Below are 16,692 nucleotides of genomic sequence, written 5' to 3'. Positions count from 1 at the left end.
CGAGGGGATGACGCGGCTGCCCCGTACGGCGGAACGGGCCGTACGGGGCGGGACGGACCCAGCCCCGCCCCGCCCCGTACGGTGCCCCGCCGGCCCCGCCGGTGCCTCAGCCGATGTCGCGGCGGCGGAACGCGGCGAGCCCCGCCGCCGTCAGCGCCGCGGCGGCCAGCAGTATCCACAGGTAGGGCGCCGCGGACGGATCCCCGCCCGGCAGCTTGGGCAGGTGCGTGAACGGCGTGAGGTTCATGACCGCCCGGGGCAGGTCGAGCGCGGGGCCGAGCCAGCCGATGACGAGCGCGCCGCCGACCAGCCCCCAGGCCGCCGCGGCCGCCCCGGGCACGGCGCCCAGGAGCACCACCGCCACCGCGGCGAGCGCCCACACCGCCGGCGCCTGCGCGAGGACCGCGCCGGTCACCCGCCACACCGCGCCCGGCTCCCCGGCGGCCAGCCCGTAGCCCGCCCCCATGGCCAGACCGCAGGCGGCGAGCAGGACGGCCGATCCGGCGAAGGCGAAGAGCAGATGGCCGGCCGCCCAGCGCAGCCGGGGCACCGCGCCGGCCAGGATCGGCTCGGCGCGCTCGGAGGTCTCCTCGCCGCGCATCCGCAGGACCGCGCCCACCGCGTAGATCGCGGTGATCATGCCGAACAGCCCGGCCATGGCGGCGAGGAAGGCGTCGGTGATGCCCGAGGCGCCGCCCATCCGCTCGATGATCTCGCGGCTCTGCTCGTTGTCGCCGAGCAGATCGCCCGCCCCCTCGGCCATGGCGCCGAAGATCAGGCCAGCGAGCACCAGTGCGGTGCCCCAGCCCAGCAGCGAGCCGCGCTGGAGCCGCCAGGCCAGTCCGTAGGGGCCGTTGATCCGGCCGGCGGCCGGTCCGGGCCGGGTGGCCAGGAAGCTCGCGCCGATGTCGCGCCGCCCGGCCAGCTCGTACGCGGCGGCCGTAACCGCCGCCGCCAGGCCCAGGGACAGCAGCAGCACCCAGGGCCGTTCGTCGGCGAACGGCCGTGCGTTGCGCGCCCAGGCCAGTGGAGAGGCCCAGGCCAGGGGGGAGGAGCCGTCGGTGGTGCCGGAGTCCCCGGCGGCCCGCAGCACGAAGGCGGCGCCCAGCACGGCGCCGGTCAGCCCCTTGGCGAGCCGGGCGCTCTCGGTGAGCTGCGCGGCCAGGGCGGCGACCGCGGCGAAGACCAGACCGGTGCCGCCCAGGGCGAGCCCGGTGACCAGTGATCCGCCCGCGGGCAGTCCGACGCCCGTCAGGCCGAGGGCGACGAGGGTGGCGACGGCGGTGTTCGCGATCGCCGCGGCCAGCAGGGCGGAGGTGAGCGGGGCGCGGCGGCCCACCATCGCGGCGGAGATCAGCTCCTGGCGGCCGGTCTCCTCCTCCTCGCGGGTGTGCCGCACCACGATGATCATGCTCATGATGGCGATGAGCACGCTGCCGATGGTGAGCATCTCCCAGACGGCCAGACCGCCCGGGGAACTGCTGAAGGCCGGGCCGTACACCGCGCGCATCGAGGTGTTGGCGTTCATCGAGGCGACCAGTTCGGCGCGTTCGGCGGCGGTGGGGTAGAACTGCTCGATGGCCGCGGCGTTCTGCACGGCGAGCACGGTCAGCAGCAGGACCCACACCGGGATCAGCACACGGTCGCGGCGCAGCGCGAGCCGCAGCAGCGTGCCGGTGCCGGCCAGGTCGCGGCGGGAGCCGTCGCGGCGGGCGGCCGCCGCCGGCTGGGCGACGGCGGTCATGACGCCACGACCTCCTCGCCGTCGGCCGCGGCGGCGGCGCCGTCCCCGAGGCTCCCCGGCTTCCCCCGCTCGTCCTGGTAGTGCCGCAGAAAGAGCTCCTCCAGGGTGGGCGGGGTGCTGGTCAGGCTCCGCACGCCGGACTCCGCGAGCCGCCGCAGCACACCGTCCAGCTTGTCGGTGTCCACCTGGAGCCGCACCCGGTGGCCCCGCACGGACAGGTCGTGGACGCCGGGCAGGCCGGACAGCCCGTCCGGCTCGTCCGCCAGCTCCGCGCTGACGGAGGTGCGGGTCAGGTGCCGCAGGTCGGTGAGCGACCCGCTCTCGACGGTGACGCCCCGGCGGATGATGCTCACCCGGTCGCACAGCGCCTCGACCTCGCTCAGGATGTGGCTGGACAGCAGCACCGTCCGTCCCCGGTCGCGCTCCTCGGCGACGCAGTCCCGGAAGACCCCCTCCATCAGCGGGTCGAGCCCGGAGGTCGGTTCGTCCAGGATCAGCAGCTCCACATCGGAGGCGAAGGCGGCGACGAGGGCGACCTTCTGCCGGTTGCCCTTGGAGTAGGTGCGGCCCTTCTTGGTGGGGTCGAGCTCGAAGCGCTCCAGCAGCTCGCCGCGGCGCCGGGTGTCGAGCCCGCCGCGCAGCCGCCCGTAGAGGTCGATGACCTCGCCCCCGGAGAGGTTGCGCCACAGGGTCACGTCGCCGGGCACGTAGGCGACGCGGCGGTGGAGTTCGACGGCGTCCCGCCAGGGATCGCCGTCCAGCAGCCGGGTGGTGCCGGAGTCGGCGCGCAGCAGGCCCAGCAGGACGCGGATGGTGGTGGACTTCCCCGAGCCGTTGGGCCCGAGGAAGCCGTGGACCTCGCCGGTTTCGACGTGCAGGTCGAGTCCGTCGAGCGCACGGGTGCGGCCGAAGGTCTTCACGAGACCGGAGACCGAGATGGCGGTGGTTGCCTTGGTCATGCCTGCGAAGCTACTCTAATTTCAGAAATTTGTGAAGACAGAAAACGGCCGGGATGGTCCAGGCGCTCTTGGCCTGGAAGGATGGGGCCCGTGGTGGTGAGTGAACAGCCGAGCGAGCCGAACGAGTCGGGCGATCCGAACGAGCCGAACGATCCGGCCGGGCGGGCCACCGGCCCGCGCACGCGGCCCTACGGCCCCGAGGTCGCCGAGTTCGTGGAGCGTTTCGCCGCCGAGCTGACCGAGGCGGGCATGCAGCGCATGGCCTCGCGGGTCTTCGCCTGCCTGCTGACCGAGGACTCCGGCACCCTCGGCTCCGCCGAGCTCTCCGAGCGCCTGCGGATCAGCCCGGCCGCCGTCTCCGGCGCCATCCGCTACCTCTCCCAGGTCCACCTGGTCACCCGCGAACGGGAACCGGGCTCGCGCCGGGAGCGCTACCGGGTGCACGCGGACGCCTGGTACGAGGCGATGACCGACCGCGACGCGCTGCTCGGGCGCTGGAGCGCCACCTTCGACCAGGGACTCAAAGCCGTCGGCCCCGACACCCCGGCGGGCCGCCGCATAGCCGAGACGGCGGAGTTCTTCGACTTCATACGGCGGGAACTGGCCATGATGCTGGACCGCTGGCACGCCCACCGCGAGGCCGCGCACGGCGGTGACCCCGGGCCCTCCTGAGACGCCCGGCCGGTGCGCCCGCCCGGCTCCCGGGAACCGGGGGCGGCCTCAGGCGGGCGAGGGCCGCTGGGGCGGTACGGCCGGCGGCCCGACCGGGGGGTCGGCGGGCGGCACGGTCAGCCGCAGCGCCGAGGGGTGCGCCGTCCAGGTCCGGGTGAGGACGGGACCGGAGACCACCGCGTCGGCGCGGTAGCGGAAGTGCGGCCCCGAGACCGTGACCGTGCGGGCCCGCGCCCGCACCGGGCCGTCCTCCGGGCGCCGCCGCACGACCACGTCCACCAGACCGCCGCCCGGGGTGAGCGAGACCCGCTCCACCGGGCTGTCGAGGTCGGTCAGCAGCACCCCGTCGGCCTCGACGCGCAGCCGCGCCGCCCCGGGGCCGGGCGCGGGCCGGGCCAGAGTGCGCACCAGGGAGCGGCAGCGGCCCAGCGGTCCGCGCGGCGGACCGCCCCCTGCGCCCCGCCGCTCCCGTTCCCCGTGCAGCGGCGGGATGCGCAGGTCCCCCAGCACCACCCCGCCGCTGTCGTCCACCAGCAGGTCGAAGCGTCTCTCCCGGCCCTCCAGCACCGTCCGCGCCGCCCGCACCGCGTCCAGCGGCACCCCCAGCGTCCCGGCCAGCGCCACCGATCCCGGCCGCCCCACCGGCACCACCGACAGCGCGCAGTGCGCCAGCCCGCGCTCCAGGTGCAGCAGCCGCACCGCCCGCAGCAGCGCCCGGTCGTCCCCTATCACCACCGGGCGCCGACGGCCCCGGCGGGCCAGCGCCCGCGCGGCCTCCTCGGGGCCGTCCGGCAGGCACACCTTCACTCCGGGGGAGCCCGCGGCCAGTACGTCCCTGGCGATCCGTACGGACTCCCCGTCCGTACGGCGTGCGAGGGGGTCGACGAGCACGAGCAGTGGATGCGGAACCGGCACCTCGGTCCTTCCTTCGGTCGTCCCGGCCGCCTGCGGCCACCGGGGGCGGCCGGAATCGGCGGCCGCGGACGGGAGTTGGCTGTGGTGGGTACGGACGGCGGGATCGGCGGGGGTGCGGCCGGGGGTCGTCGCGTTCGCCTCCCGTCGGAGGAGTCCGGTAATCTCTCGGTGCAAGAGCCCCTGTCGCTGTTGCGGTCAGGGGTTTCGTCGATTCGGGGCACCGGTCCGACGGTTCTTGTCAGCGCGTCCGGTCCACGGCCGACACGCACGTTGGACATGCCCCGGCCGGAAGGGGTGTACGCCTGTGCCCGCACTCGTGCTGCTCGGCGCTCAGTGGGGTGATGAAGGCAAGGGGAAGGCCACCGACCTGCTCGGTGGCTCGGTGGACTACGTGGTGCGCTACCAGGGCGGCAACAACGCCGGCCACACGGTCGTCGTCGGCGACCAGAAGTACGCGCTCCACCTCCTCCCCTCCGGCATCCTCTCCCCGGGCTGCGTCCCGGTGATCGGAAACGGCGTCGTGGTGGACCCGGCGGTCCTGCTCTCCGAGCTGAGCGGGCTCGAAGAGCGCGGCGTGGACACGTCCAAGCTGCTGATCAGCGGCAACGCGCACCTGATCACGCCGTACCACACCACGATGGACAAGGTGACCGAGCGCTTCCTGGGCAAGCGCAGGATCGGCACCACCGGCCGAGGCATCGGCCCGACGTACGCGGACAAGATCAACCGTGTGGGCATCCGCGTCCAGGACCTCTTCGACGAGTCGATCCTGACGCAGAAGGTCGAGGCGGCCCTCGACCAGAAGAACCAGATCCTCGCCAAGCTCTACAACCGCCGGGCCATCGCCGTGGAGCAGGTGGTCGAGGAACTGCTCGGCTACGCGGACGCGCTGCGCGGCTATGTCTGCGACACCACCCTGCTGCTCAACGACGCGCTCGACCAGGACAAGGTCGTCCTCTTCGAAGGCGGCCAGGGCACGCTGCTGGACGTGGACCACGGCACCTACCCCTTCGTGACCTCCTCCAACCCGACCGCCGGCGGCGCCTGCACCGGCGCGGGGGTGGGCCCGACGAGGATCGACCGGGTCATCGGCATCCTCAAGGCGTACACCACGCGCGTGGGCGCCGGACCCTTCCCGACCGAGCTGTTCGACGAGGACGGCGAGAAGCTGCGCACCATCGGCGGCGAGCGCGGCGTCACCACCGGCCGCGACCGGCGCTGCGGCTGGTTCGACGCGGTGATCGCCCGGTACGCCACCCGCGTCAACGGGCTCACCGACTTCTTCCTCACCAAGCTGGACGTGCTCACCGGCTGGGAGAGCATCCCGGTCTGCGTCGCCTACGAGATCGACGGCCGGCGGGTCACCGAGCTGCCCTACAACCAGACCGACTTCCACCACGCCAAGCCGGTCTACGAGATGCTGCCGGGCTGGTCCGAGGACATCTCGGGGGCCAAGGAGTTCTCCGACCTGCCGAAGAACGCGCAGGCCTATGTGAAGGCGCTGGAGGAGATGTCGGGCGCGCCGGTCTCCGCCATCGGCGTCGGCCCGGGCCGGGACGAGACGATCCAGATCAACTCGTTCCTCTGACCGGGGAGCTCTGACCGGGGAGCTCTGGTCGGGGGACCCTGACCGGGAGGCTCCGGCCGGGGCCCTTCCCGCCGACAGCGCCCACCGGGGGCCGCGCCGTACTCGACGGCGCGGCCCCCGGTGCGTGGGCCGACGCGCGGCCCCGCGCCCACACCCCGACCGCGCTCACACCCCCGCCGGGCCGGCGCCGTCCGCGCCCGGCGCCTCCAGGCCGTCCAGCGCCTTCGACAACCGCTCCAGCGCGTCGCGCACCTCGGCGAAGGCCTCCTCGCCGCCCAGCGCCTCGCCCAGCCGCGCGGCGAACTCCGCGTGGCCGGGGGTGATCCGGTCCACCGCCGCACGGCCCTCCCCGGTGGGGGCGAGCAGTTTGGCGCGGCGGTGCGCGGGGTTGGGCTCGTACACCGCCAGGCCGCGCTCGACCAGCAGGTCCGCCACGCGCTGCACGCTCTGCCGGGTGACGCCCATGGCGCGGGCTATGCCGGCCACCGGCAGCGGCTCGCGCAGCACCGCGCCGAGCACCTGCCACCAGGCGGCGGTCAGTCCGGCGGGCCGGGCCAGCCGCTCGGCGGCGGACAGGAACTGTCCATTCAGCCGGAAGACGGCCAGCGCCGTGTCCGACAGCAGCTCGTGGGTGCTCACGCCGCCCCGCTCGCGCCCTCATGGGCCGCCAGCACCCCGTAGGCGCTCGCGTCGGAGTGCCGGAACAGCCGGAACCAGGCGTCCAGCACCTTTGGCGGGTACACCTCCAGCCGGGTCAGGATCTCGCGGGCGAACGCCACCGGCTCGGTGGGGCCGGCGGTGATCAGGTCCCCGTCGGTGCAGGCGTCGGTCTCGCGGTAGTGGCTGCCGCCCCGGTAGCCGGTGGCGGCCAGCACCTCTGCGGCGGCGCCGGTGTGGGGGCGGTCGTCGAGCAGCCCCTCCTTCGCCAGCCCGGTCACGGCCCCGCAGATGGCCGCGACGGGCACTCCGGCCGCCAGGAAGGCGCGGGCCGCCGCGGCGAAGGGCGGGAGCACCTTCTCCCAGGCGTCCGCTCCCGGCAGGATCAGCAGCGCGCTGTCGGCGGGCCGCAGGTCGGCGACGGACAGGCCGGGCGACACCTGCATGCCGCCCATGCTGATCACGGGCTCGCCGCTCTCGCCGACGTACACCACATGGTGTCCGGCACCGGTCAGGGCGGTGGTGGCGTAGGGGATCTCCCAGTCGGCGAAGGTGTCGTAGACGGCGACGTGCACGGTCCTGCGTTCCATGGCGCTCTCCTCGGAGCCGATCGCCGGGGCGCTTATGACAACATGCTGTCACTTCGACAGGGTGCTGTCAAAGAGTGGACGCTAGGCTGACCCCCGGGAAAGGGGGGCGGATGAGAGACGGCGCCGGCACCCGGACATTCGAAGCCGTGAGGAGGCGCCCGTGATCCAGCGCAGCACACTGCGCGCGCAGATCGCGGACGCGCTGCGCGACGAGGTCCTCGCCGGGCGCCTCCCGGCCGGCCGGGGCTTCACGGTCAAGGAGATAGCCGAGCAGTACGGCGTCTCCGCCACCCCGGTGCGCGAGGCGCTCGTCGACCTGTCCGCGCAGGGCCTGCTGGACGTGGAGCAGCACCGGGGCTTCCGTGTCCACGTCTTCACCCCCGCCGACTACCGGGCCATGGTCCAGGCGCGCTCCCTGGTCGCCGAGGGCGTCTTCCGCAGACCCGCCGACCCGGACCGGCCCGCCCCCGGCGACGAACGGCTGATCTCGGTGCGCCGCCGCGCCGAGGCCGCCGAGCGGGCCGCCCGCACCGGGGACCTGGACGTGCTCATCGGCTACGACCTGCGCTTCTGGCGGGAACTGGGCGAACTGATGGGCAACCCCTACATAACCGAGTTCCTGGACCGGCTGCGCGTGCAGTGCTGGGTCTTCGCCGTGCCGCACCTGCGCGAGCGGCCCGGCCTGCGGGAGTTGCTGTGGACCGGCTACCGCGAGCTGGCGGAAGCGGTCGGACGCGGGGACGACACGGCGGCCGGGCGCCTCGTCGCGGCCTGCGACGAGCGCTGCCTCGCCCTCGTGGAGAAGCTGGAATGAGCGACTACGCTGTTGCGCCCGGAGCCCGTACCGCTCCCCACCCGTCACCCGCCGCCCGCCGTATTGGAGCACCCGTTGGCCTGTGACCTCTGGCTGGTGCCGCTCGTCGACGTGCTGTGCCACAGCCCCGACAACCCCTTCGCCGAGGAACTCGCGTCCTACGACAGGGCACTGAGCGCCGCCGGGCTGCCGCCGGTCCCCGTCCACGGCTACATGCCCGGACTGTCGGGCGACGTGGCGCCGGTCGCCGGCTTCGACTACGACGCGCTGCACCTCCTGCGCCGCGCCCATATGCTTCAGCTCTGCGGCCTGGAGGTCACCCCGGTCGACGAACTCGGCGGCGACTACGAGCAGTTGCTGGAGATGTTCGCCCCGACGGCCCAGCAGTCGCACCTGGTGTGGCACTACGACCACGCCGGCGCGTACGTCCCCCTCGACTTCGCCCACCCGCTGTCCGACGACGAACTCCTCGCCGGCGGCGGCCCGCTGGGCTCCAGCCACGGGCTGCTGCGCGAGCTGGAGGCGGTCGCCCCCCACCTGGGCGTCGATCCCGCAAACCCGCCCCCCGCCCCGGCGCCCCCGGACCGTCCCACGGAGCTGGAGGAACCGGCGGCCGCGCCCGCGTACGACGGCGGGCCGTTCGCGCGGGAGCGCCACGTCTGGCTGGGGCTGCACGCCGCGGCCACCCGGAGTCTGGCACAGGGCTCCATGATCCTCTTCGGCTGACGCGGCACCGGCTGCCGCCGTCCGCCGCCGTCCGCCGTCCGCCGGGCAGCCGCCGTCAGCGCGGCCCCTCCGGGGGGCGCTGCCGGGGCATGCTCGGCCGGACGCCCGGCGGCATCGAGAAGCGGGACGGCTGCGCGGCGGCCTGCGCGGTGCGCGCGCTCCAGGCGGAGGAGGTCAGCGACTGGGTGTGCAGCGGTGTCGGACCGGAGCGGAACTCCACCATCCAGGCGGCGGTCTCGCCCCGCACCAGCTCGGTCACGTCCTCCGAGAAGCGCCGCAGCACCCCCAGGCACCGCTCGGCGGCCTCGCTCGCGGTGCCCTCGGTGGGCCCGAGCACCTCCCGTACGCTCTCCGACGCCCAGTCGTACTGCAGCATCTCCAGTCGCCGCTGGACCGCCTGCGCCGTGGCGATGCCGCGCATCCAGCCCGAGGTCAGCCCGAACCAGCGGTCGCACCCCGCGCACACGGCCGCCAGCAGCAGGGCGGGGAACGCCCACAGGGCCGCGCCCCGCGCCCCGCCGGCCAGTTCCAGCAGCGGCAGCGCGCCCCCGGCCGCCAGCCCCGCGGCGGTCCCCGCCCGCAGCGCCCCGGCCCACCGGCGCTTGCGCGCCCGGTCGGCCAGATACCACTCCACGACCTCCAGCGCCCCGCTCTCCACCCACCGGTACAGCTCGTCCAGGCGCTCGGCGGGCTCGCCCCAGTCCCCCAGGGGGAACGGCCGCCCGAGCAGGTCCCCGTGCTCGCCCCGCCCCGTGCCGCCGCCCGTGCCGCCGCCCGTTCCGGGGCGCATCTCCGGCTGACTCACCCGCCACTCCCAACAAAGCCCTCGCTCGGATCCATTCGCGGACGGACCTCCCTCGGACCGCTCGGTGCCCCTTCCTACCCCCAAAAGTGGGAGACCTCTCGGCCTTCGCGGTATTTCCGCCCATACGTGCATCCCGATTGGGTATACAGGCCCCGCTTCCTCACCCGATGGGGTGAGGAGCGTGTTTCGGCTGCCGTCCCGCGCCCCTGACCACCGCCGACGCTTCCCTGACCACCGCCGCCGCCGCGCCGCCGCCATGCCGACGGCACCGGTCCCGCGGCCGCGTCCGGCAGGCGTCCGTCAGCCTTCCGGCGCTCCCCCGGCAGCCCCCGCCGTCCGCCTTCCGGGCGGGCCCGCCGGGGCCGGGGGAGGGGCGGATAGGGTGCAGGGCGTGAAGGTCCTCGTCATCGGCGGCGGCGCCCGCGAACACGCCCTGTGCCGCTCCCTGTCCCTCGATCCCGCCGTCACCTCGCTGCACTGCGCGCCCGGCAACGCCGGAATCGCCCAGGTGGCGACCCTGCACCCCGTCGACGCGCTCGACGGCCCGGCCGTGGCCGAACTGGCCGCCGGGCTGGAGGCCGACCTCGTCGTGGTGGGGCCGGAGGCCCCGCTGGTGGCCGGGGTGGCCGACGCCGTGCGCGGGCGCGGCATCGCCGTCTTCGGCCCGTCGGCCGAGGCCGCCCGGCTGGAGGGCTCCAAGGCGTTCGCCAAGGAGGTCATGGCCGCCGCCGGGGTCCCCACGGCCCGCTCCTACGTGTGCACCACCGACGAGCAGACCGACCGCGCGCTGGACGCCTTCGGGCCACCGTACGTCGTCAAGGACGACGGGCTGGCGGCGGGCAAGGGCGTCGTCGTCACCCCCGACCTGGAGACCGCCCGCGCCCACGCCCGCGGCTGCGAGCAGGTGGTGATCGAGGAGTACCTGGACGGCCCCGAGGTCTCCCTGTTCGCCGTGACCGACGGCGAGTGCGTCGTACCGCTGCGGCCCGCCCAGGACTTCAAGCGCGCCCACGACGGCGACGAGGGCCCCAACACCGGCGGCATGGGCGCCTACTCGCCACTGCCCTGGGCCGACCCCAAACTGACCGACGAGGTGCTGGCCACCGTCCTGCAGCCCACCGTGGACGAGATGCGCCGCCGCGGCACCCCCTTCTCCGGACTGCTCTACGCGGGCCTGGCCATCACCTCGCGAGGGGTGCGCGTGGTGGAGTTCAACGCGCGCTTCGGAGACCCGGAGACCCAGGTCGTCCTGGCCCGGCTGAAGACTCCGCTGTCCGGACTGCTGTACGCGGCGGCCACCGGCGCCCTGGCCGAGTTCCCCCCGCTGCGCTGGAGCGACGACGCGGCCGTCACCGTCGTCGTCGCCTCCGAGGGTTACCCCGCCTCCCCCCGCACGGGGGACGTGATCGAGGGCCTGGAGGAGGTCGCCGGGAAGGACGCCCCCACCGCGTACGTCCTCCATGCCGGCACCCGGCTGGACGAGGAGGGGCGCGTGGTCAGCGCGGGCGGCCGGGTCCTGTCCGTCACGGCCACCGGGGCCGGTCTCGCCGAGGCGCGCGAGCACGCCTACCGGGCGGTGTCCCGCATCCGGCTGGCCGGTTCGCACCACCGCGGCGACATCGCTGCCGCCGCTGCCGCCGCTGCCGCCGCTGCCGGGGCCGCCGAAACCGCCGGGACCGCCGCGGCCGCCGGGGAGGCCTGAGCCGGCGCCCCGTCCGGACACCCGTCCGGACACCCCGCGAATGGATTTCCGCACCCAGCTTTACCCAAAGCCATTCCATCGAGTGACCGCTTCCTCATCCGGCTGACGGCCCCGCGGGCGCCGACTAGGGTTCCCGCGGACGGCTCCGGCAAGTGGCCCACCGCACATTGCGGTGTCGCCTGCCGGTGCCACAGTGGGGGAGTGACGGCAGGCGCGGGGGAACGGCAAGGGGGTGAGCGACTCGTGGCGGTACCTGAGACGGGCGCGCGTTCGGCGCGCGACCACGCACTGGCGGTCCTGAGGGTGCGCGGCGCCGCGCTGGGCGCCGCGCTGCTGCCCGCCGCCGCGGCGGTCGTCCTGCTGGCCGGAGGGGCCACCGGCCACCTCCGCGGCGACGGCTGGGACGCACTGCGCTGGACGGCCGCGGCCGTCGCCGTGCCGGTGCTAGCCGCGGCCGCGGGCGTGGCCGCCGTGATCGCCCGGGCGCGCCCGGCGGTCAGCCCCACCGTGCAGATCGACGAGTCGGCCGCCCCCGACCTGTACCGGCTGATACGCGACCTCGCCGACCGGCTGGACGTCCCGGCGCCCTCGGCGATAGCCCTGACGCCGGACTGCGACAGCTGGCTGGAGGACCGGGCGCACACCACCCGCGGCCGCCGTCTGCCGCGCCCCGGCACGGCACGCGGCTCGGACGCCCCCGTGCTCGTCGTCGGCTCCCCCTTCCTGTGGTGGATGCGGGTCGCCGAACTGCGGGCTCTGCTCGCCCCGATCGTGGCCGGCACGGGCCCGTCCGCCCACCCGGACATCGCCGCCGCGCGGCGCTTCGTCCGCGGACTGGACGCCGCCGCCGCGGTCGCCGTGGCGGCCCGCGGACCGGCGCCCAGGCGGCTCGCGTACGACTTCACCGGCTGGATCTCCCGGCTGCTGCTGCGCGCCGGGGCCTCCCACGCCGCGGAGATGGAGCGCATGGTCGCCGCCGCGGCCGCGGCGCGGGCCCAGACGGTCGACTACGGCCTGCGGGTCGTCGCCCAGGAGCAGGTGGGCCTGGCGTACGCCGGCTGGGACCGGCTGCTGACCCGGGTCGCGCTGCCCGCCTGGCGCACGGGGCGCTGGCCCGCCCGGCTGGACGCCGGCGTGGTCTCCGCCCTCACCGAGCTGTCCCGGCGCGACCGGCTGGCCGAGGGCTTCGCGACCCGGCTGGGCGAGCGCCCCGCCTGCGACCTGCTGGAGGAGCCCGGCGAGGTGGACCGCCAGGTCTCCCTGCTGGCCGCGCGACTCTTCCACGGCGGTCCGGCCGAGCCCGGTCCCGACTGGGCCCCGGTGGACTGGCAGGGGTACCCGGAGGAGGTCGTGGACCGCATCTGGCGCTCCGAGGCCGCCCGTCTCTTCACGGCGCTGCGGGCCGACGGGAACCCGACCCTGGCCGAGCTGGTCGACCGGCTGGCCGGCGGGGCGGCTCCGGACGGCCCGGACGCCCCGTCCGGCGGCGGCGCCGACGCGCTCGCCGCCCGGATCGGCGCCGACCTCGCCCGTGAGGAGGCGGCCCGGGCCGGCGCCGCCCGCGAGGCGGGCGCGATCCCCCTGCCCGTCCCCGGCGGGGACGGCGCGCTCCTCCCGCCCGGCGGCGGCTTCCCCCTCCAGCCGCCGCGCTCCGGACGCGAGCTGCTGGCCGAGCACATCACGGCCGCCGTGTGCTGCGCGGCCGTGGACACCGCCGGGGCGGCCCCCGGGCTCGACTGGCTGGACGGCCCCGCCCTGTTCGTCGACGGCGAGCGACGGGCCGATCTGGCCCGGCCCGTCCTCGCCCTCGCCGAGGACGGCGACCCACGGCCGCTGCTCGACTGGCTGGCGGCCGTGGGAGTACGGCCCGACAAGCCCATCCGCCTGGTCTGAGCCGCAGGCGGTCCGGGCGCTCCGCGGCTCCCGTCCGCCTGCGGCTCCTTCCTGCGGCCCCTCCCCCGGCCCCTCCCCCGGCCCCTCCTCCCGGCCGCTGCCCGCACCTCGTGTTCGAGACGTGTTCGGCCAGGTCCCCGGCCATTCGGCGACAAGGGGTGACAGGGTGTTCGCTTTATGTGATGTGCTGGTGCACGGCATCGCGGGAGCGGACACAGGGAGGGGAGACACAGGTGGGCACGGAGCAGATCCGGCGCTGGGAGTCGGGAGCTCTCGCGCACGCGGTCACCGATCCGTTCGGGCAGGGACCGCTGCCCTGGCTGCGGTGCGGCGAGCACTACTTCGACGACACCGGCCACGTCGTCCCCTGGTACCTCGACCACAGCAGCCTGGACGGCGGACACGCCCCGTCCACGGCGGGCGGCGGCCCGCGCGCGGCCGACGACGTGCACTGCCAGATCAAGGGCTTCACCTCCGAGAGCGCGGTCTCGCCCGGCGAGTCCATCGACTTCCGGATCACGGTCAATCCGCCCCAGCCCTTCGGCGTGGACGTCTACCGCATCGGCCACTACGGCGGCGAGGGAGCGACCAAGATCACCACCAGCCCCCGGCTGTCCGGCATCGTCCAGCCCCCGCCGCTGGCCGCCGACCGCACCGTCTCCTGCCACCACTGGTGGCTCTCCTGGCGGCTCCAGATCCCGGACTACTGGAGCACCGGCGCCCATGTGGCCGTGCTGACCACAGCCGACGGCCACCGCTCCCACATCCCCTTCACCGTCCGCGACGAACGCCCCGGCGACCTGCTGCTGGTCATCCCCGACGTCACCTGGCAGGCGTACAACCTCTTCCCCGAGGACGGCCGCACCGGCGCCAGCCTCTACCACGCCTGGGACGGGGAGGGGCGGCTGCTGGGGGAGGAGGACGCGGCCGTCACCGTCTCCTTCGACCGGCCGTACGCGGGCGCGGGCCTGCCCCTGCACGTGGGCCACGCCTACGACTTCATCCGCTGGGCCGAGCGCTACGGCTACGACCTGGCCTACGCCGACACCCGCGATCTGCACGCGGGCCGCGTCGACCCCTCCCGCTACCGCGGCCTGGTCTTCGCCGGCCACGACGAGTACTGGTCGGCGCCCATGCGCCGCGCCGTGGAGAAGGCCCGCGACAGCGGCACCTCGCTGGTCTTCCTCTCGGCCAACACCATGTACTGGCAGGTCGAGCTGGGCCCCTCGCCCTCCGGAGCCCCCGACCGGCTGATGACCTGCCGCAAGCGCCGCGGCCCGGGCCGCCCGCGGCGCTGGCGCGACCAGGGCGAGCCCGAACAGCAGGTGCTGGGCGTCCAGTACGCGGGCCAGGTGCCCCGGCCGCACCCGATGGTCGTGCGCAACACCTCCCACTGGCTGTGGGAGGCCACCGGGGCGGCGGAGGGCGAGGAGCTGCCCGGCCTGGTGGCGGGCGAGGCCGACCGCTACTTCCCGCGCACCGCCCTGCCCCCGCACACCGGCCGCGTCCTGCTGGCCCACTCGCCCTACCGGGACGCCTCCGGCACCCGCCGCCACCAGGAGACCTCCCTGTACGAGGCGCCCGGCGGCGCCCTGGTCTTCGCCTCGGGCACCTTCGCCTGGTCCCCGGCCCTGGACCGCCCCGGCCACATCGACTCCCGCATCCAGCGGGCCACGGCCAACCTCCTGGACCACATCTGCAAGCACCCCTGAGCCACCGCGGCCCGCCCGGTTACGGCTGTTCGCGCGGTTACGGCTGTTCGCGCGGCGCGCCCCCACCCGTCCGTCCGACCCCGGCCGGTGGGGAGGGCGGGGGTACGGGAGAATCGGAACTCCTGGACCAAGCCACAGGAGGAGCCGTGACCGGATTCGTAGAGAAGCCCGAACCCGTACAGGTGCCGGGTCTGGTGCACGTGCACACCGGCAAGGTGCGGGACCTGTACCGGAACGAGGCGGGCGATCTGGTGATGGTCGCCAGCGACCGGGTGTCCGCCTACGACTGGGTGCTGCCGACCGAGATCCCCGACAAGGGCCGCGTCCTCACCCAGCTCTCCCTGTGGTGGTTCGACCAGCTCGCCGACCTGGTGCCGGGCCATGTGCTCTCCACCGAGCTGCCGTCCGGCGCCCCCGCCGACTGGGCGGGCCGCACGGTGGTCTGCCGCTCCCTGCGCATGGTGCCGGTCGAGTGCGTGGCCCGCGGCTACCTCACCGGCTCGGGCCTGGCCGAGTACCGCCAGGCCCGCACGGTCTGCGGCCTCGCCCTGCCCGAGGGCCTGGAGGACGGCTCCGAGCTGCCCGCCCCCATCTTCACCCCGGCCACCAAGGCGGAGGTCGGCGAGCACGACGAGAACGTCCCCTACGAGGAGGTCGCCCGCCGGGTCGGCGCCGACACCGCCGCCGAACTGCGCCAGCTCACCCTGGCCGTCTACTCCCGGGGGCGCGACATCGCCAGGGAGCGGGGCATCATCCTGGCCGACACCAAGTTCGAGTTCGGGTGGGCCGTGGAGGGTGACGGCGGGGAGCGGCTGGTGCTCGCCGACGAGGTGCTGACGCCGGACTCCTCGCGCTTCTGGCCCGTCGACGAGTGGGAGCCGGGCCGCTCCCAGCCCTCGTTCGACAAGCAGATCGTCCGCGACTGGCTGACCTCCCCGGCCGCCGGCTGGGACCGCGGCGGCGAGGTCCCCCCGCCCGAGCTGCCCGCCGAGGTCGTCGAGCGCACCCGCGCCCGCTACATCGAGGCGTACGAGCTGCTGACGGGCACCCGCTGGAGCTGACACCGGCGGCAGGGGACGGTCCTGCGGGTGCCGTCCCCGCCCCGCCCGCGGGAGACCCGCACACGGAGAAGGCCCCGGTCCTGAAGGACCGGGGCCTTTTCATCGAGCGGACGACGAGACTCGAACTCGCGACATCCACCTTGGCAAGGTGGTGCTCTACCAACTGAGCTACGTCCGCGTGCTCCGTTCGGTGCGCTCCTACTATAGCCAACCCCGCTCGCGTGCGATGCGCACGGCCGCGTGACGGTTCTCCGCCGACAGCTTCGCGGCGGCCGACGACAGGTAGTTGCGGACCGTCCCCGGCGCCAGCGCGGCCCGCGCGGCGATCTCCGCGACCGGCGCCCCGTCCGCCGCCAGCTCCAGCAGCTCGGCCTCGCGGGCGGTCAGCGGCGAGTCCCCGGCGCTGATCGCGTCGGCGGCCAGCTCCGGGTCCACATAGCGGTTGCCGGCGTGCACCGTGCGGATGATCTCGGCCAGCCGCTGCGCCGAGACGGTCTTGGGCACGAAGCCCCGCACCCCAGCGGCCAGGGCCCGCTTCAGATGCCCCGGGCGGCCGTGCCCGGTCACGATCATGGTGGCGCAGGCGGGGAGACCGGCACGCAGCTCCGTGGCGACCGCCACACCGTCCTTGCCCGGCATCTGGAGGTCCAGCACCGCCACGTCGGGCCGGTGGGCGCGGGCCATCGCCAGCGCCTCGGGCCCGGAGGCGGCCTCGGCCACCACCAGCAGGTCGTCCTCCAGCGCCAGCAGCGCGGCCAGCGCGCCCCGGATCAGGTGCTCGTCGTCGGCCAGCAGCACCCGTACGCGGCGTCCGCCTCCCGCGCCGCCGTCGGTGACGCCACTGTCCGTACCGC

The 16,692-nt window shown here is 75.1% G+C and carries 15 protein-coding genes and 1 tRNA gene; 8 read left to right on the top strand and 8 right to left on the bottom strand.

Features of this window, described 5'->3' with window-relative positions:
- Window positions 1-106 precede the first annotated feature (106 nt).
- Together CUT83_RS09810 and CUT83_RS09805 are read right to left on the bottom strand one after the other, a co-directional pair.
- Window positions 107-1,744, bottom strand: coding sequence for an ABC transporter permease (locus tag CUT83_RS09810; protein WP_101255471.1), 1,638 nt, complete (start codon window positions 1,742-1,744; stop codon window positions 107-109).
- On the bottom strand, window positions 1,741-2,703 hold the full coding sequence (locus CUT83_RS09805; protein WP_101255470.1) for an ABC transporter ATP-binding protein: 963 nt from the start codon (window positions 2,701-2,703) through the stop codon (window positions 1,741-1,743). Before CUT83_RS09805 ends, CUT83_RS09810 begins: the two co-directional genes overlap by 4 nt.
- A gap of 96 nt (window positions 2,704-2,799) precedes the next feature.
- Here CUT83_RS09805 and CUT83_RS09800 point away from each other — a divergent pair, with 96 nt between their 5' ends.
- Window positions 2,800-3,375 (top strand): GbsR/MarR family transcriptional regulator, encoded by a 576-nt coding sequence (locus CUT83_RS09800; protein WP_420882385.1) that lies wholly within the window; start codon window positions 2,800-2,802, stop codon window positions 3,373-3,375.
- 48 nt (window positions 3,376-3,423) lie between these two features.
- Here CUT83_RS09800 and CUT83_RS09795 read toward each other — a convergent pair whose 3' ends face one another.
- The gene (locus tag CUT83_RS09795; protein ID WP_101255469.1) at window positions 3,424-4,290 is read right to left on the bottom strand and encodes a diacylglycerol kinase; all 867 of its coding nucleotides are present in this window, start codon (window positions 4,288-4,290) and stop codon (window positions 3,424-3,426) included.
- 304 nt (window positions 4,291-4,594) lie between these two features.
- On the opposite strand from CUT83_RS09795, the gene CUT83_RS09790 reads away from it, so the two are divergent.
- Entirely contained in the window at window positions 4,595-5,878 is a 1,284-nt protein-coding gene (locus CUT83_RS09790) for an adenylosuccinate synthase (RefSeq protein ID WP_101255468.1), read from the top strand.
- A 165-nt stretch (window positions 5,879-6,043) separates the two neighbouring features.
- Here the strand turns inward: CUT83_RS09790 and CUT83_RS09785 are convergent, their stop codons facing one another.
- Both CUT83_RS09785 and CUT83_RS09780 read right to left on the bottom strand, forming a co-directional pair.
- Window positions 6,044-6,517 (bottom strand): MarR family winged helix-turn-helix transcriptional regulator, encoded by a 474-nt coding sequence (locus CUT83_RS09785; RefSeq protein WP_101255467.1) that lies wholly within the window; start codon window positions 6,515-6,517, stop codon window positions 6,044-6,046.
- Entirely contained in the window at window positions 6,514-7,125 is a 612-nt protein-coding gene (locus CUT83_RS09780; protein WP_101255466.1) for a DJ-1/PfpI family protein, read from the bottom strand. The genes CUT83_RS09785 and CUT83_RS09780 overlap by 4 nt, the downstream gene beginning before the upstream one ends.
- A gap of 160 nt (window positions 7,126-7,285) precedes the next feature.
- On the opposite strand from CUT83_RS09780, the gene CUT83_RS09775 reads away from it, so the two are divergent.
- Together CUT83_RS09775 and CUT83_RS09770 are read left to right on the top strand one after the other, a co-directional pair.
- Window positions 7,286-7,939: a GntR family transcriptional regulator gene (locus CUT83_RS09775; protein ID WP_240957618.1), complete on the top strand. Its 654-nt coding sequence runs from the start codon at window positions 7,286-7,288 to the stop codon at window positions 7,937-7,939.
- A gap of 75 nt (window positions 7,940-8,014) precedes the next feature.
- Complete coding sequence (locus tag CUT83_RS09770; protein ID WP_101255464.1) at window positions 8,015-8,665, top strand: putative DNA-mimic protein; 651 nt, start codon at window positions 8,015-8,017, stop codon at window positions 8,663-8,665.
- Between the two features lie 55 nt (window positions 8,666-8,720).
- Here CUT83_RS09770 and CUT83_RS09765 read toward each other — a convergent pair whose 3' ends face one another.
- Window positions 8,721-9,470, bottom strand: a complete 750-nt coding sequence (locus CUT83_RS09765; protein WP_420882384.1) for an SLATT domain-containing protein — start codon at window positions 9,468-9,470, stop codon at window positions 8,721-8,723.
- A 391-nt stretch (window positions 9,471-9,861) separates the two neighbouring features.
- Here CUT83_RS09765 and purD point away from each other — a divergent pair, with 391 nt between their 5' ends.
- The 4 genes from purD (at window position 9,862) to CUT83_RS09745 (ending at window position 15,838) form a co-directional block, all read left to right on the top strand.
- Window positions 9,862-11,172 carry a phosphoribosylamine--glycine ligase gene (gene purD / locus CUT83_RS09760; protein ID WP_101255495.1) on the top strand — a complete coding sequence of 437 codons (1,311 nt, stop codon included), beginning with the start codon at window positions 9,862-9,864 and terminating at the stop codon, window positions 11,170-11,172.
- A 243-nt stretch (window positions 11,173-11,415) separates the two neighbouring features.
- Complete coding sequence (locus CUT83_RS09755) at window positions 11,416-13,065, top strand: hypothetical protein (RefSeq protein ID WP_101255462.1); 1,650 nt, start codon at window positions 11,416-11,418, stop codon at window positions 13,063-13,065.
- Window positions 13,066-13,298: 233 nt separating this feature from the next.
- Entirely contained in the window at window positions 13,299-14,777 is a 1,479-nt protein-coding gene (locus CUT83_RS09750) for a N,N-dimethylformamidase beta subunit family domain-containing protein (protein WP_101255461.1), read from the top strand.
- Window positions 14,778-14,923: 146 nt separating this feature from the next.
- The gene (locus CUT83_RS09745; protein WP_101255460.1) at window positions 14,924-15,838 is read left to right on the top strand and encodes a phosphoribosylaminoimidazolesuccinocarboxamide synthase; all 915 of its coding nucleotides are present in this window, start codon (window positions 14,924-14,926) and stop codon (window positions 15,836-15,838) included.
- Window positions 15,839-15,943: 105 nt separating this feature from the next.
- On the opposite strand, the gene CUT83_RS09740 is transcribed toward CUT83_RS09745, so the two are convergent.
- Both CUT83_RS09740 and CUT83_RS09735 read right to left on the bottom strand, forming a co-directional pair.
- Window positions 15,944-16,016, bottom strand: a tRNA-Gly gene (locus tag CUT83_RS09740).
- Window positions 16,017-16,039: 23 nt separating this feature from the next.
- Window positions 16,040-16,636, bottom strand: coding sequence for a response regulator transcription factor (locus tag CUT83_RS09735; RefSeq protein WP_093852497.1), 597 nt, complete (start codon window positions 16,634-16,636; stop codon window positions 16,040-16,042).
- Window positions 16,637-16,692 lie beyond the last annotated feature (56 nt).

The organism is Streptomyces barkulensis (genome assembly GCF_002843305.1).
Taxonomy (GTDB): domain Bacteria; phylum Actinomycetota; class Actinomycetes; order Streptomycetales; family Streptomycetaceae; genus Streptomyces; species Streptomyces barkulensis.
The sequence above is the reverse complement of the archived record's forward strand: the minus strand, read 5'-3'. Positions and strand labels throughout refer to the sequence as shown.

What these genes read in the sequence shown, in the direction of transcription:
- CUT83_RS09810 (WP_101255471.1), bottom strand. Translation starts at nt 1,744, where the DNA reads ATGACCGCCGTCGCCCAGCCGGCGGCGGCCGCCCGCCGCGACGGCTCC.
- CUT83_RS09805 (WP_101255470.1), bottom strand. Translation starts at nt 2,703, where the DNA reads ATGACCAAGGCAACCACCGCCATCTCGGTCTCCGGTCTCGTGAAGACC.
- CUT83_RS09780 (WP_101255466.1), bottom strand. Translation starts at nt 7,125, where the DNA reads ATGGAACGCAGGACCGTGCACGTCGCCGTCTACGACACCTTCGCCGAC.